The organism is Planctomycetota bacterium (genome assembly GCA_021414025.1).
Lineage (GTDB): Bacteria > Planctomycetota > Phycisphaerae > Phycisphaerales > SM1A02 > SYAC01.
The window spans coordinates 240,575-254,495 of sequence record JAIOPG010000002.1 but is presented as its reverse complement, the minus strand read 5'-3'; the positions used below and the strand labels follow the sequence as shown (position 1 = coordinate 254,495).

Annotated in this window: 16 protein-coding genes, 1 tRNA gene and 1 pseudogene; 6 read left to right on the top strand and 12 right to left on the bottom strand. The window is 60.6% G+C overall.

Going from position 1 to position 13,921, the window contains the following annotated elements; genetic code table 11:
• Positions 1 to 7 precede the first annotated feature (7 nt).
• Genes K8R92_01780 through purT form a run of 3 tightly spaced genes read right to left on the bottom strand, consistent with a single transcriptional unit; the run spans position 8 to position 3,024 of the window.
• A complete protein-coding gene (locus K8R92_01780; protein ID MCE9618621.1) occupies positions 8 to 1,315 on the bottom strand; it encodes an MFS transporter in 1,308 nt (435 codons plus the stop codon).
• A 37-nt stretch (positions 1,316 to 1,352) separates the two neighbouring features.
• Entirely contained in the window at positions 1,353 to 1,772 is a 420-nt protein-coding gene (locus tag K8R92_01775) for a Dabb family protein (protein MCE9618620.1), read from the bottom strand.
• 31 nt (positions 1,773 to 1,803) lie between these two features.
• On the bottom strand, positions 1,804 to 3,024 hold the full coding sequence (gene purT, locus K8R92_01770; GenBank protein MCE9618619.1) for a formate-dependent phosphoribosylglycinamide formyltransferase: 1,221 nt from the start codon (positions 3,022 to 3,024) through the stop codon (positions 1,804 to 1,806).
• 21 nt (positions 3,025 to 3,045) lie between these two features.
• Here purT and K8R92_01765 point away from each other — a divergent pair, with 21 nt between their 5' ends.
• From K8R92_01765 to K8R92_01755, 3 genes are all read left to right on the top strand, one after another.
• Entirely contained in the window at positions 3,046 to 3,891 is an 846-nt protein-coding gene (locus K8R92_01765) for a class I SAM-dependent methyltransferase (protein MCE9618618.1), read from the top strand.
• A 192-nt stretch (positions 3,892 to 4,083) separates the two neighbouring features.
• Entirely contained in the window at positions 4,084 to 4,452 is a 369-nt protein-coding gene (locus K8R92_01760) for a hypothetical protein (protein ID MCE9618617.1), read from the top strand.
• Between the two features lie 65 nt (positions 4,453 to 4,517).
• Complete coding sequence (locus K8R92_01755) at positions 4,518 to 5,852, top strand: DUF418 domain-containing protein (GenBank protein ID MCE9618616.1); 1,335 nt, start codon at positions 4,518 to 4,520, stop codon at positions 5,850 to 5,852.
• A gap of 94 nt (positions 5,853 to 5,946) precedes the next feature.
• Here the strand turns inward: K8R92_01755 and K8R92_01750 are convergent, their stop codons facing one another.
• Together K8R92_01750 and K8R92_01745 are read right to left on the bottom strand one after the other, a co-directional pair.
• Positions 5,947 to 7,005 (bottom strand): NAD(P)-dependent alcohol dehydrogenase, encoded by a 1,059-nt coding sequence (locus K8R92_01750; protein ID MCE9618615.1) that lies wholly within the window; start codon positions 7,003 to 7,005, stop codon positions 5,947 to 5,949.
• A 71-nt stretch (positions 7,006 to 7,076) separates the two neighbouring features.
• A complete protein-coding gene (locus K8R92_01745) occupies positions 7,077 to 7,313 on the bottom strand; it encodes a DUF2934 domain-containing protein (GenBank protein ID MCE9618614.1) in 237 nt (78 codons plus the stop codon).
• 111 nt (positions 7,314 to 7,424) lie between these two features.
• Between K8R92_01745 and K8R92_01740 the strand changes: the two genes are divergently transcribed.
• Positions 7,425 to 7,910, top strand: coding sequence for a hypothetical protein (locus K8R92_01740; protein MCE9618613.1), 486 nt, complete (start codon positions 7,425 to 7,427; stop codon positions 7,908 to 7,910).
• A gap of 106 nt (positions 7,911 to 8,016) precedes the next feature.
• Here K8R92_01740 and K8R92_01735 read toward each other — a convergent pair whose 3' ends face one another.
• The 6 genes and pseudogenes from K8R92_01735 to K8R92_01710 all read right to left on the bottom strand — a co-directional run bounded on the left by K8R92_01735 (position 8,017) and on the right by K8R92_01710 (position 11,950).
• On the bottom strand, positions 8,017 to 8,229 hold the full coding sequence (locus K8R92_01735; protein ID MCE9618612.1) for a hypothetical protein: 213 nt from the start codon (positions 8,227 to 8,229) through the stop codon (positions 8,017 to 8,019).
• Positions 8,230 to 8,312: 83 nt separating this feature from the next.
• Positions 8,313 to 8,624 (bottom strand): DUF167 family protein, encoded by a 312-nt coding sequence (locus tag K8R92_01730; GenBank protein ID MCE9618611.1) that lies wholly within the window; start codon positions 8,622 to 8,624, stop codon positions 8,313 to 8,315.
• Entirely contained in the window at positions 8,621 to 9,652 is a 1,032-nt protein-coding gene (locus K8R92_01725; protein ID MCE9618610.1) for a Gfo/Idh/MocA family oxidoreductase, read from the bottom strand. The genes K8R92_01730 and K8R92_01725 overlap by 4 nt, the downstream gene beginning before the upstream one ends.
• Positions 9,653 to 9,813: 161 nt before the next feature.
• Positions 9,814 to 10,284: a CBS domain-containing protein gene (locus K8R92_01720; protein ID MCE9618609.1), complete on the bottom strand. Its 471-nt coding sequence runs from the start codon at positions 10,282 to 10,284 to the stop codon at positions 9,814 to 9,816.
• Between the two features lie 177 nt (positions 10,285 to 10,461).
• Positions 10,462 to 10,666: pseudogene (locus K8R92_01715) on the bottom strand (DUF167 domain-containing protein).
• Positions 10,667 to 11,062: 396 nt separating this feature from the next.
• On the bottom strand, positions 11,063 to 11,950 hold the full coding sequence (locus K8R92_01710) for a DNA cytosine methyltransferase (protein ID MCE9618608.1): 888 nt from the start codon (positions 11,948 to 11,950) through the stop codon (positions 11,063 to 11,065).
• A 174-nt stretch (positions 11,951 to 12,124) separates the two neighbouring features.
• Here K8R92_01710 and K8R92_01705 point away from each other — a divergent pair, with 174 nt between their 5' ends.
• Positions 12,125 to 13,219: a HindVP family restriction endonuclease gene (locus K8R92_01705; GenBank protein MCE9618607.1), complete on the top strand. Its 1,095-nt coding sequence runs from the start codon at positions 12,125 to 12,127 to the stop codon at positions 13,217 to 13,219.
• A gap of 103 nt (positions 13,220 to 13,322) precedes the next feature.
• Here K8R92_01705 and K8R92_01700 read toward each other — a convergent pair.
• Positions 13,323 to 13,395 (bottom strand) — tRNA-Asn (locus tag K8R92_01700).
• Positions 13,396 to 13,561: 166 nt separating this feature from the next.
• Here K8R92_01700 and rpmE point away from each other — a divergent pair.
• Positions 13,562 to 13,900 (top strand): 50S ribosomal protein L31, encoded by a 339-nt coding sequence (rpmE, locus tag K8R92_01695; protein ID MCE9618606.1) that lies wholly within the window; start codon positions 13,562 to 13,564, stop codon positions 13,898 to 13,900.
• Positions 13,901 to 13,921 lie beyond the last annotated feature (21 nt).

The window sequence follows — 13,921 nt, the reverse complement described above, 5'->3', positions numbered from 1 at the left end:
GTCCAGTTTATCCGCGTGCCCGGTCGATCCGGTTTGCAATTTCGGAAGTTTCCTCGCGATCGACCCAATCCCCGGACCCTGAGCTTGACCGATCCGCGCCGTGAATCCTGAGAAACGGCAGAATGGTCAGCGCCGCCACCGCGAATCCGCTGCTGATCCAAAATGCGATGGAGGGGTGGCCATAACTCCACAGGATTCCCGTCGCGACGCTGGCGATCAGCAGCGCGGCCCCCTGAAAAAATCCGAACAATCCCAGGGCCGTCACCAGCCGTTCCTTTGGGGCGTGGTCCACGATCAAGGCGCGGGCAATGCCATCGGTGCAGGCCATGCTGAATCCGAACAGGACGAAACAGATCCAACTCATCCACGCCGTTTCGGGTGTGAGCCAGGCAAAGCCCGCATAGCTGACGGCATAAAAGACCCATCCCATGAAGAGCACCGGCCCTCGGCCGAACCGGTCGCTCAACTTCCCCATCGGATAGCTGGCGATGGCGTAGGTCGCGTTGGACCCTGCATAGAGAAGGATGCTCGTCACCGGTGAAAATCCGAGATCCAGCACGCGCAGCAGGAGAAAAGTGTCGCTCGAATTGCCGAGCATGAAGATCAGCAGCGCACTGATGGCGATCCAGTACGACTTTCCCAGCGGAAGGCGAACCGACCGTGCATGGTCCTCGCGGCGCCGTCTCACCTGCTCCGGGGTGGTCCTGGGAATGAGGCAGGTCAGGCCAAAGGCGATGGCCGCCGCGGATGCGGCAATGAGGAACATGATCCGGAATTGCGGTGCGTCGGCGGGCGTGGCGGAGCGCGAGCCGATGAGCCAGGCCAAAACGCCGGCAGCGATCAGCGATCCGCCGGCGCCTCCGAACGCATTGCCGCTGCGGTGGAATCCGAACCCGCGCCCGCGGTCAACCCGGGCGACGCTCTCAGCGATGAGGGCGTCGCGCGGTGCCTCGCGGATTCCCTTGCCGATCCGATCCAGTGTGCGGCCGCCCAGCACCATCCCCCACTGCGTCGCCGCCATGACGCAGAGCTTTCCCAGGAACGCGATTCCGTAGCCCCGGCGAACCCAGCGCACCCTGTGGCCGGTGGCGTCGCTGTAGTAGCCCGTGAAGCCGCGCATGACGCTGACGATGGCCTCGGCGCATCCCTCGATCAATCCAAGGGCCATCGGGCTCGCTCCAAGGACACCCGTCACGAACAAGGGAAGCAGCGGATAGGTCATTTCGCCGGCCACTTCCGCGAAGAGGCTGATGGAGCTCAGGACCAGCAGCGATGTGGGAAGTGGGCGGCGTTGTTGTGGAACGGAAGGGTTCAATTCGATGTCCGGCGAGGTGGATGCACGCCGGCAGAGTTCATTTCAGGGGCGAACCACTTGGTTCCACAGCGCCGAAATCGAACATCTCCGAGCGGGCCCACTTGGACTTCCACTTGTTGACCAGGGCGACATGCTCGGGATTGATCTGGAACGCCTTGTAGTCCTCGACGCTGGCGAACTCCACCAGAATGCCCAGGGTGTAGTCGTGGCGCACGTTCTTGCGGCCGACGTCGATGTGCGGGCCGCATGCGTAGGCGCGGACGCCGGGGATCTTGGGAATCACCGCGTCGGATTCTGCCTTCATCGCGGCGGCCTCCTTGGGATGGATGAGGGTCACAAAGACCAGGTGCTGGATGCCGGGAGTCGGGCTCTTGGACACTGCGCCGCTGCCGGCACAGGCGGTGAGGATCGCGGCGAAGGTGCATGCCGGAAGAGCACGCCTCAGGAGCAACGACATCCATGTGAAATGATTCATAGGCGTAACGATATCAGAGGCGCACAACTTTCACGCACGCCGCGGCGCGAGTGGCCTTGCGACGCGCCTCGGCCACGGTGCGGCCGGTCGCCAACGCCGCTCCCATGCGGCGGAACTTGCGAGTCGAGGGCTTGCCGAAGATGCGGATTTCCGTGCCCGACGCCTTCAAGGCTTTGGCAATGCCGCGATAGCCGGGCGGGCAATCGCTCTCATAGTCGGCGAGGATGACGGCGCTGGCGCTTGGCCCTCGATAGGTGATCGCAGGAATCGGCAACGCCAGAATGGCGCGCAGGTGCAACTCGAACTCGCTGAGGTCCTGCGAAATCATGGTGACCATGCCGGTGTCGTGCGGTCGCGGCGAGAGCTCGCTGAAGATCACGCGGTCGCCCTTCACGAAGAACTCCACGCCGAAGAGACCGGCGCCCTCGGGACCGGCGATGCGATCGGTGACGCGCTTGGCCATGGCTTGGGCCTTCTTCACCAATTTCGGTTTCATGGAGCAGGGCATCCACGACTCCTGATAGTCGCCGCGCACTTGGCGATGACCAAGCGGCTGCACAAACACGGTCTTGCCGCCGACGGACTTTCGCTGCTTGACTGTGAGCAAAGTAATCTCGAAGTCGAAGTCGATGAATTCCTCGGCGATCACCACTTGCTTGTCGCCGCGCATGCCCGCGATGGCGTAGCGCCAGCTCTTTGCGAGCTCGGACGTGTTGCGGGCCACCGACTGGCCCTTGCCGGAACTGGACATGACCGGTTTGATGACACAGGGGAAGCCGATGGGCTTGCTGCGACCACCAACCGCACGCTTCAACTTTGCCCCGTTTCCAACAACCACACGCTCCAACTCGGCGGCGCCGGAGGCGTATGCGAACCTGGCCGTCGGCAATTTCAATTCATCGGCGGCAAGCGAGCGGATCGCGTCGCGGTTCATGGTCAGATGCGCCGCCAGCGCGCTGGGAACCACGGTGATCCCCCGCTTCTCCAGATCGAAAAGGGCCTCGGTGCGGATGGCCTCGATCTCCGGTACCACGTAGTGCGGCTTGTGCTTGGCGGCCACGCGCCGGATGGCCTTGGCGTTGAGCATGTCGATGACTTCGAAGTCGTCGGCGACCTGCATCGCCGGTGCGCCCGCATAGCGGTCGACCGCGATCACGCGGCAGCCGAGCCGCTTGGCGCAGATCGTGAATTCCTTTCCCAGCTCACCCGAACCCAGCAGGAGCAGCGTCGTCATTCGCTTATCCTACGGTTCCCAATGTCGCAGCAACCCACCACGACCAAACCCGACTATGTGCTGGGCACGCACGATGAAGAGCTCGCCCGCCTGGGTCGCCAGCATGCGCTCTGGCAAGCGGATGTGATGGAAGCATGGCGGCGCGCGGGCATCAAAGCGGGCAGCTACGTGATCGATGTCGGCGCGGGACCGGGATTCGTCACGACCGATCTTGCCAAGTTGGTCGGCCCTACCGGCCACGTCACCGCCGTCGAGATCTCGCCGAAGTATGTGCAGACTTTGAAGGAGCGGGTCAAGACGCAAGGCTTCACCAATGTCGACGCTCATGTCGTCGACTTGATGCACGATCCGATTCCGCTGGCGCATGGGCCCTTTGACGCAGCGTGGTGCCGATGGGTCGCCATGTTTGTCCCTGATCTTGCGGCGCTGGTCGGCCGCATCCACGACGCGCTCAAGCCCGGCGGCGTCGTCGTGTTCCATGAATATGTGCTCTACGAAACCTTTGGCGCATTTCCGCCCGACGAGGCGATCGCCGACTATGTGCGCGAGGTCGTGAAGAGTTTTCGCGCCAACGGCGGTGAGCCGAGCCCCGCCGGAAAATTGCTTGGCGAATTGCGCGGGCGGGGCTACCAGATCCTGGCGGCGAAACCGCTGGCCAAGGCGGCTCAACCCCACGAGCCCTTCTGGAGCTGGCAGGCGGAGTTCATCCGCACCTATGTGCCGCGGCTGCGCGAGTTCGGCCAGGTGGACGACGCCTGGTGCGCAAAGGTGTTGCGAGCGCTGGAAACAGCGGAGAAGAATCCCAATTCCGTGGTGATGATGCCGACGGTAATGGAAATTGCGGCGCGGAAGCAACCTTCAAAGTAGATCTTCAGGCCATGAATCACGGATCGCCAATTCACTTTCATCATTCATGAATTCGTGGATTGGCCGACATAGCATCCGCGTATGGGACTGCACCCAATGACACGCAAGATCCCTCGTGGGCTGCGCGCGGCCACAACTTGCGTGACTTCGATATTCCTTGGAGGCGCGTTTGGCGTGATCGCCAATTTTGGGATGAGCATGGGAGCATCGGTCGACATCGCGTTGATGTTCGGTGTCGCCGCGGGTTTCCTGTGCAGCCCGGCGCTGATGTTCGCCCTGTGGCACGGCCCCTGGCTCCTTGGCCTGGTGTGCATCGCTGCGCCCACCGCGACCGCCGCCTACATCGCAGGTCAATTGACCCCGACCAACGGCGGCCCGTTCCTGAGCATGGAAGTCTCGCTCGGTGTTTTCCTGATTGCGTCGATGGCCCGAGGGATCATCGGCATGAAATGCCACCGGCCCGCCCCGCCCGGGTCCTGCTCCCAGTGTCATTACGACCACTCCGGCCTCGCGCCGGGAACCAAATGCCCGGAGTGCGGAAGCACCACGATTGCGGCTTAACGGACAGCCTGGCCGTCCACGGTGAAAAGCTGGACCGATACACTGATCCCACTTTGAGCAGGGACATGCCCGCCACGACCGCTGCGCTCGAACCCGTTCAAGTTTCTCAGCGCATCGAAGCGATGGACATTGCCCGCGGCTTCGCGCTGCTGGGCATTCTCAGCGTGAACATCTCCGCGTTCGCCCAGCCCATGGGTCGTCTCATCGAAACCACCGTGCCGAGCGGCCAAGGAACGCTGGGCACACTCCTGCACTACGTCGTGCAACTTTTCTTCATGGGCAAGAGCTACCCGCTCTTCTGCATGCTTTTCGGCATGGGGCTCACCATCCAGCAAGTGCGGGCCAAGAGAGCGGGGCGCTCGGCCGATTGGCTGCAGGTGCGGCGGCTGCTGGTGCTCGCCGTCTTCGGCCTGTGCCACATTTTTCTGCTCTGGTATGGCGACATTCTGCTGACCTACGCGACCATTGGGCTGGCGGTGTTCTGGGCGCTGAAGTTCCCGGCGCGCGGACTGTTGAAGGCGGCGGTGCTCTTCATTCTCTTTGGTTCGATCCTGTGCGGCGGCTTCCAATCCCTGACCACGCCGGACCCCAAGGCCGAGGGCATGCACACCGCTGCGAGTTGGGTCGTGCCGCCCGTGGGCATGGCGCTCGAAGGCGGTCACCCCGTGACTCATCTCACGGCCGCGCTCGAGCGGACTGATCCGCCCTTCGATGGTCCGCAGGACAAGGCCTGGATGGACGCGGAAACGATCGCGTCGCGCGACGGCCCCTACCTCGATGCGATGGTCATGCGACTGGTGAACTACGCGGGCTATCTGATGTTCCTTGCGTTCGGCGGCTGGCAGATGGTGGGGTTGGTGCTGATGGGTTCGGTGCTGGTACAGACGCGCTTCCTTGACGCCGACCGACGCGCGTGGCAAGTACGGGCGGTGATCGCGGCGGCGCTGATTGGCGTGCCTGCGGCTTCCGCGGATTTTTGGCTGGGGAGCCATCCGAGCACGCTCATGCGGGTGTTGACCGCAGCAAGTGACATGTTCTTTTCGCCGCTCATCAGCCTGGGCTATCTGGGCGCGGCGGGTCTGGTGGCCAATTCGGGAATTCTCCGACACGCGATGAGACTGCTGGCCAGCGCCGGGCGGATGGCGCTGACCAACTACCTCATGCAATCCCTGATCTGCTCGATGATTTTCCAGCATTGGGGCTTCGGGCAATTCGCCTCATGGACGATTCCGCAGATGGCGGCGCTGGTCGCGGGGATCTACCTGGTGCAACTGCCGCTCTCCGCCGCGTGGCTGAGCGTCTTCCGATTCGGCCCGATGGAATGGCTGTGGCGAAGTCTGAGCTATATGCGGCTTCAGCCGATGCTGGGGCATGCCGCAGGCCGGTACGCCCCTTCCTGATCAGCACCCTTGACCGGTTCTTCAGCGAGCTGTGGGCCGGGCTGTTCGAGCCATAGATCCTTGGTGCGGAACTGGTGTTCCCGGCCATGGGAACTCAGAAGGTGATCAACGGCTTGATCATGTTGTCTTCCTTGGTCCGCATCATCTTGAACGCCTTCTCGATGTCGGCGAACTTGAAGCGGTGCGTGGTCATCGGCAAAGGATCGACGCGCTTGGTCTGGATGAGCCGCATCAGCCGGCCCATGCGCTCGGAGCCGCCCGGGCAGAGCGCCGTGCGGATGGTCTTGTCACTCATGCCCACGCCCCAGTCCAGCCGCGGAATGGGAACCGTGTCGCCGTCGCCGTGGTAGCCGACATTGGAGATGGTGCCGCCGGGCCGCGTTGCGCTGACGCAGGCCGCGAAAGTCGCGGCGCTGCCCAGGGCCTCGATGGCGACGTCGACGCCCTTGCCGCCGGTCAGCCGCTTGATGGCCTCGACCGGATCTTCCTTGGAATAGTCCACGATCGCGTCGGCGCCGTACCTTCGGGCCATCGTGATGCGGTTGGCCTTGCTCTCGACGCCAATGACGAAGCCGGCGCCGCAGAGCCGCGCCCCGACCGTGGCCATCATGCCGATCGGACCCTCGCCGAACACCGCCACGCTGCCGCCGATGGGAATGTCCCCCTGTTCGGCGGCGATGAATCCGGTGGAGAGCATGTCGCAGCAGTAGGCCGCCTGCTCGTCGGTGAGGTCATCGGGGATCGGCGCCAAGTTCGCCACCGCGTCGTTGACGTGGAAATACTCCGCCATTGAACCGTCCTTGACGTTGGCGAACTTCCAGCCGCCGAGCATGCCGCCGCACTGCGACGAATAACCGCGCTGGCAGTTGTCGCAGCCAAAGCAGGGCGTGATGGCGTTGACCGCGACGCGCTGGCCGATCTTGAAGAGGCCTGACGCGGCGACAGCCTCGCCGAGCTCGTGAATCACCCCCACCGCCTCGTGGCCGAGGGTCAGATCGTGGCGCGGTCCGATCGCTCCGGCGACGGTGTGGGTGTCGGAGGTGCAGATCAGCGCAGCGGTCGTGCGGAGGATCGCGTCGTTGGGCCCCGGACGCGGGATCGCCTTCTCGATGACGCCCACCCGGCCGATCTCGTGCATGACGAAGGCGCGCATGACCTGGCTCGATCCGGACCGCGACGCGGCCGGCTTCTTCAACGACGCCGGGGTCAATTGAGTCTTGGAGCTCATTCCTGGTCTCCCCGGAGCAGCTGCTCTCCGCGGTAGCGGGCGGCGGTTTCGCGCTCGGCCTGGAGCCAGTCGGAGAGCTCGTCCCCTGCGTCGTCCTGTCCGCCGCGCTCCCGGAAGATCTCATGCGCCCGCGCCCGGATCGCATCCTGAGTTGGAGGGGTGATCCGCGGGGCCGTGGGAGCGAGTTTCGGGACGGGCTGGTTGCGCAAAGGGTTTTCGACGGTCGATTTCATGATGTGGGTCTCCATGGGGTGAATTCTCTTGTCGAACAGTAGGCGCGCAAGTTGACCGACCGACGCGAAAGTTTGGGGGGTGCGCACCGTATAGAATCCACGGGTAAGTCCATGATGCGACCGCTCCATGCCATACTCGCGCTGCTCTTCTCGTTCGGGCTGTTGCTGCCTTCGGCCGAATGCTCGCCGTGCGGAGCGGGTGGCTGCGGCGGCGCGCCGACCAAGCAGACATGCTGCTGCTGCCAGGGCGAGAGCGCGTGCGACACGAACGACCCGACGGGGGCGAGCGACCGCGAGATTGCGAGCGACCGCCATCATGACGCGCTGGCGGCGGCTACGTTGGCTGCTTCCAACCCGAACCACGTCGTTCGCAGTTGCTGCTGCTGCCCGAGCGGCGAGAGGCCGTTAGCCGTTGCTGAGCGCTCGGACACGATCAACAAGCGAACTGTAAGAGAACTGCCGAGCCATGCCGGCGCCTTGATCGGCGTCGGCGAGTCGTCTCACGCGGACGCCGTGCTCGTCACGGCGGCGCAGAGCCAGCCGCCCCCGCTTCCGGCGTGGACGCGGCGCGCCGTGCTCTGCATCTACACCATTTAAATCCTTGCTGCCCCCTGTGCGCCTCGCACGTACCGTCGGATGTTCCGGCGGGGCTTTGTCGCACGAACCGATTTTTTCACAAGGAGATCAACATGATCAAGTTGATTTATGCGGCCGTCACGGCTGCGACACTGCTCTCGCCGGCACCGGCGAGCAATGTGGCCGACGACTCGGGAAGCTGCACCTGCTGCAAAGCCGGCTGCACTTGCCCGTCGCCGTGCACGTGCGGCAGTGGCTGCTCATGCGGCAGCAAATGCTCGTGCGGCAGCGACTGCAGCTGCTCGAGCAGCGCTTGCTCTTGCGGCGCCTGCGGCTGCAAGTAATGCGAAGTAGTTTTTTGGAAGCCGGCCGGGCGCGTCAGCGCCCGGCCGGTTGCTTTTTGCAGGAAGGATCACGCGGGCGTCACCTGGGCGCGGGCGGCAAAATGCCAGCGGGCAATGTGCGCGGTGATCGAATCCGCAACTGCTTGTTCACGCTGGTCCGGCCGAAGACCACTTCGACCGCGCTCTTGGAAACACCGAACTCCTTGGCGAGAAACCGCACCATGTGATCGGTGGCCTTGCCATCCTCCGGGCTTGCCGTCACGCTGACTTTCAGCTGCTTGCCAAGAACTTTGCCAATGGCGTCGCGCTTGGCACTGGGCTTGCCCAGGATGTTGAGCACCAAGGTGTCGCCATCCCAGGAGAAGAATGAAGACATGCTCGACTCCTTCATTGTGGCGCCGATGCGGATCGTTGCACCGCCGCGCGCGCCGCGTCGAGAATCTCCACCACGATCACGTTGTTTTCGAGACTCGACAGCGGATCGACCGGAGTCTTGCCGCGCACGACATTGGTCAGATATACCCACTCGTTCTGAAGCTCGGCGGGTTTTGCCTCGGGCTTGACCGTCTTCGCGGGCTGGTCGGGAGCGCGCGTCTGAAGGTCGTCCCAGCGCCCGGCGTGGATCGAACCCTTCTCGGTGAAGAGATCCATCTCCTTGTTGTCATGCGTCCATGCCCACGATGCCTGGATGACCGCCGTGGCAGTTGGATAGGAGAGCACGATGGTCGCGTCGTCGTCGACGCGCGGATACATCGCGGGCTTGAGCGTGCTCGCCGCCGCGGTCACGCGCGTGGGACGCTGGCCATCCATGAGCCAAGTCGAAAGCACGGCGCCGTAGCAGCCGAAATCCACGATCGCTCCGCCGCCGTTTTGCTCGGGGTCGGTGAGCCACGCGACGAACTCGGGAGAGCAGCCGATTTCCTTGGGGCCTTTGTGGCCGTGACGGAACGCCATGCGGCGGATCGGGGCCATTTCGCCGCGGTCGATCAGCCGCTTGGCCTCGCGGACCGATGCGTACCAGCTGGTTTCGTAATTGGTGAGCACGAGCACGCGGTACTTCTTGGAGAGCTCGGCCATTCGGCGGGCGTCGGCGTTGCTGAAGGCGAGGGGCTTTTCAAGCAGCGTGTGGATGCCGCGCGGGGCGCAGGCCTCGACGGCGGCGAGGTGATTCTTGATCGAACCCATCACGCTTGTGGCCTCGGGCTTGGCCGCATCGAGCATCGCTTTCAGATCGTTCGAATAGAGCGCTGGGTCGAGTTTGTATTTGGCGGCGAGACGGTCGAAGACGGCGCGGTCGGGCTCGTAGGCGCCGACGATCTTGATGTCGCTGTTCTCCATCGCATGCCGCAGCAGCCCTTCGACATGCCCGTGAGTCATGCCGATGATGGCGACCCGCAGCGGACCGGATTCGTGCGACACGTTGTAATCCTGGGACTTCGAGGCAATGGAAGCGGAATCGCCGTAAGGTTGAGTTGAGAACGCCATTGCAGGTATGAGAATGGTCAACGCAGCAATGGCGGAATGAACCATTCGAGGAAGTGTACTGGCGTGAAAACCTGGGCCGGCGAAAGTCGCACGATTCAGAGCGACGCGAGCAACTTGACCAGATCCAGGCTAGTCACGATGCCGACCGGAGCCTTGTTCGTGTCCACGACGATCACCCGGTGCACGCGGGCCTTGTGCATATTCTGCGCGAGATCCTTCAGGAGCGTTGACGGCTCCGCGGTCACCGGATCGCAGGTCATGAAATCTTCGATGGTGATCAGGCTGGCGGGCTTCAGGCCGGACTTGCCGTCGTTCTTGCCGCCGAAGAGCTCGATCAGCATCATTGGGTCGCCGTCGATTTCGCCGACGGCGTATCGCTTGACCAAATCGGTGCGCGAAACCACGCCGACCAGCTTGCCGCCCGCGTCGACCACCGGCGTGCCGGAGACCTTGTGCTCGTCGAAGATGCGGGCGACGTCGCGGATGGTCATGCCCACTCGGGCGCAGACCGGCTTGGCCGTCATGATGTCCTTGGCTTGACGATTGTCGCGAGTTGCAGTGCTCATGGCCCCAGAATGCTACTTCGCCGCCCGTGCCGCGTCGAGGATCGCAACCACGGTCACGTTGTGTTCAAGGCTTGAAATCAGATCGACGGGCATCTTCCCGCAAACGAAATGGGCCAGGTACACCCATTCGTTCTGGAGGTCGGCGGGTTTGGGCTCAGGCTTGATCGTCTTCGCGGGCTAGTCGTTCACATGTGTCTGGCCGAAAAGTACATCGATTGTGCTCATTACTACGTCGAACTCCGTAGCAAGAAACTCGCACAATGCAATCGGTGGCTATGCCTTCTTCGGGGCTCGCCGTGACGCTGACTTTCAGCTGCTTGCCAAGGAACTTGCCGATGGCATCGCGCCTGGCACCGGGCTTGCCCAGAACATGCAGCACCAAGGTGTCGCTATCCCAAGATCAGAGTTTTGTCACTTGAGCTATCTCATGACGAAGTCGTTTTTAAAAAACTTTCTGCCTTTTTATTTCGATTCGAGTTTTCGGTTACTTGAAAACTTGGCCTACGGCGAAGTGATTCAAGAAACTCTTGGTACATCAAGACCGCTCTTTTCAATTGCGATCGAACTGACGAAGAACATTTACACAACTCGGTGTGGTTGATTGCGAATGCCCACGCATGGGGCTCTTCTGAAAGTCGATCATGATCGACATATCTTCGCACACGGCGATGCCTGGAAACGATGTCGCGTGCAGGGCGTGCTCCCATCCCTTCGGTAGTCATGAGCCAGCGATAAAATTGGACATCAAGTTCTGTTTGTGTATCTGCCTTGAACTTCATCATTTTCGTGCCATTGCAAATGCGTCGCAAACCGCCGTCCCTACAAAACAAGCCAAAGCCACAGGTACTGCGTTGCCAATCATCTGCTCGACATCAGTCTTTGTACCAACCCATTGAAATCCACGCGGAAATGTTTGAATTCGGGACCTTTCAATTGTTGTAAGCGGTCGGAGTGATTTGGATTTCTTTCCGGCATCGCCTGGGTGGCCCGGATACCCCGCCGGAACAGGTCGATTTACCCCTCGCATAGTCGGTGCAGGCTCGTTAATCGAGTAGATGGCACGCCGTGAATAGTTTCGTGGATGGCGATAATAAAGCGTGACATCGAGTTCCTTATGCATGTACTCGCGAACGGTCATTTCTCGCTCAGACAAGCGGGAATCGAGCAAACCAGCAACTTCAGTCGCCAAAGATTTGGATCGCAATCCAATGCAAAAAAACCTCTTTCTAAGTTGCGGAACACCGCAAAGCGCGGCATTCAAGGTTCTTTCAACCAGGTGGTAACCGGCGTTATTAAAGTTCACTCTCGCGGCAGCGTACGCATTGCTGTTCTGCGCTCGATCCACATTCTCCATTATGAATACCTTTGGCTTCGAACGACAGACGATGTCGGCAAAGCAACCCGTTAGAGATGCTCTTGCGCCTTCTTCGCGCTTTCCGGCATGCGAGAAATCTTGACAGGGCGGGCCTCCAACAATCATGTTGAAGTCGATTGGATTAAGCCTTTTTAATGTTCCTTCGATGTCACTTAAATCCATTTGATTGCATGGGTGATCGAGATTGGCCTGATAAGTCTTGATTGCTGGGAGCCATGAATCAAAGGCGTGAACAATCTCAATACCAGATGCTTGCAGTCCGAGGCTGAGCCCGCCGCATCCCGAAAACATGTCGATCGCCTTCAATTGAATTCGCAATTTGGACTTTGACTTGCATCGACTAGAAATGGCCGGTTTCGATGGTGATAGGCGTGTCATTGGTGGCAAACATAAACAGGCCGAATTGTGGCGTCAAGTTATTGACGTCTTGAGCACGCAAACCGTCGACAACTTAGTGTTGCCGTAATGCCCACACCCCCCGAACCATCACTTTACGGGATCGGCCTCAGCAATCGACGCGGGGATGATTTATGGGGCAAGAATCAGTTCAACGGTTGTTTTCCTGCTGCGCTTGCCTGCTGGATGCGCGACAACCGCGTCAGCCTTCTCCAAGTGACTGCCGACGATGGAGTCCGCACGGAAATTGTGGAGGTGGATGCAGGCGAAGCCCTCGCTACAAAGCGCGCCGATCGACCATTTTACAATTTTGAGTCGCCATTCGAACCATATCGCGATTATCTCTACGACCCAGAGAATATTGAGAGAGCCGACCTTGTAATCGGGAACGCATCGGCATCTGGAACCGGCATAGGAGATCAATTGCGACCGTTTGAAATCAAGCTAACAACTGTTCCTGACAATACGACACTAACCAAACCAGAGTGTGAGTGGGCCCCCGAGTTGGTTGTACGGCCTTCAACCACGATGCACTGTGCCCTCGGCTTGTTCCACACGGCATCTGTAGATGCGAGGACTCAACTACGCGAAATTGTGGAACCGATCTGCCAAAACGTTAACGATTGGGGACACCAGCAGGAAATGCTCGCCCTTCTCCCCCGTGTAATAGAAAGAATGCAAAATTTGCAGGCATGCCTCGCTCCATTTCAGACACCATTAGTGCTGCAGCCTGTATGGAAAACAAAAGGCAAAAGCCCCCATCTGGCTGACAATGCGTTTGACATTTTCCTCTGGACGGATCTCGCTCTTTTGCGAGTGGTGGCAGATCGAGTCAACTCCCAAAGGAACCCGGGGGACATCTCCAGACATGCTCGCGCATTGCTGCGTGTCTGGCGAATACTCTTCGAGGTCACTCGTGTGGGAAGAGTGCAACTCGCAAATGTGTTCGAACAGATGACCTATGGACATCAAAGCGATAAGGAATTCGCGCTAAGTGGTGCAATTACGCATTCCTATCTTCATCATCCAAGGCTTCTGCGTCCAGCGGTCACAAAAGACCGCCTTAGGGTCATCATTCTCAATGGCGGCCACGAACGACTCTCGCCAGAACGCCGATTTGATCAGACGGTTGTCTTGGCAGCGGCTGAAATTTTCCCGCATTAGTCAAGCCCTCGAACAATTAACCAAACAAGCTCGCAAATGAGAGCTATCTCGGTTGTCAGCCTAAAAGCCAAAATGTCGATGTCTTACGCGCCCGCCGTGAAAACTCCCCCGACTGGACTTGAACCAGTGACCTAGCGGTTAACAGCCGCTCGCTCTACCAACTGAGCTACAGGGGAATCGGAGCGGCAAGCATACCCAAGTCGACCAAAACCGCCACTTTCGCACATTTGAAGCCGGAATCAGCCCCGAAGCCGCAAGCCAAACCACCCGCGCCCCGCACTCTTCAACCCCTTGAGCCGGCGGCCAAAACCCGCTAGGATTCTCGACCCCTCGGAGCAAGCCATGAAAAAAGAAACTCATCCAAAGTGGTACCCGGACTGCAAAGTGAACTTCCGCGGACAGCACGTCCTGACGGTCGGCGCGACGGTTCCTGAAATGAACGTCGAAGTGTGGTCGGGCTCGCACCCGTTCTACACCGGCCAGAAGTCCTTCGTTGACACCCTGGGCCGCGTGGAGCGCTTCCAGAAGAAGTTCGCCGGCGAGTACTTCAAGAAGGACGAGAAGCCCGCCAAGGAAGTCAAAGCTCCTGCTGCCAAGGAGAACAAGGAAACCAAGGCGGCCAAGGACACCAAGGCTTTCAAGGAATCCGCCAAGGCCAAGCCTGCCGACGACAAGAAGTAGTTACTCAATTTGAATGATGTT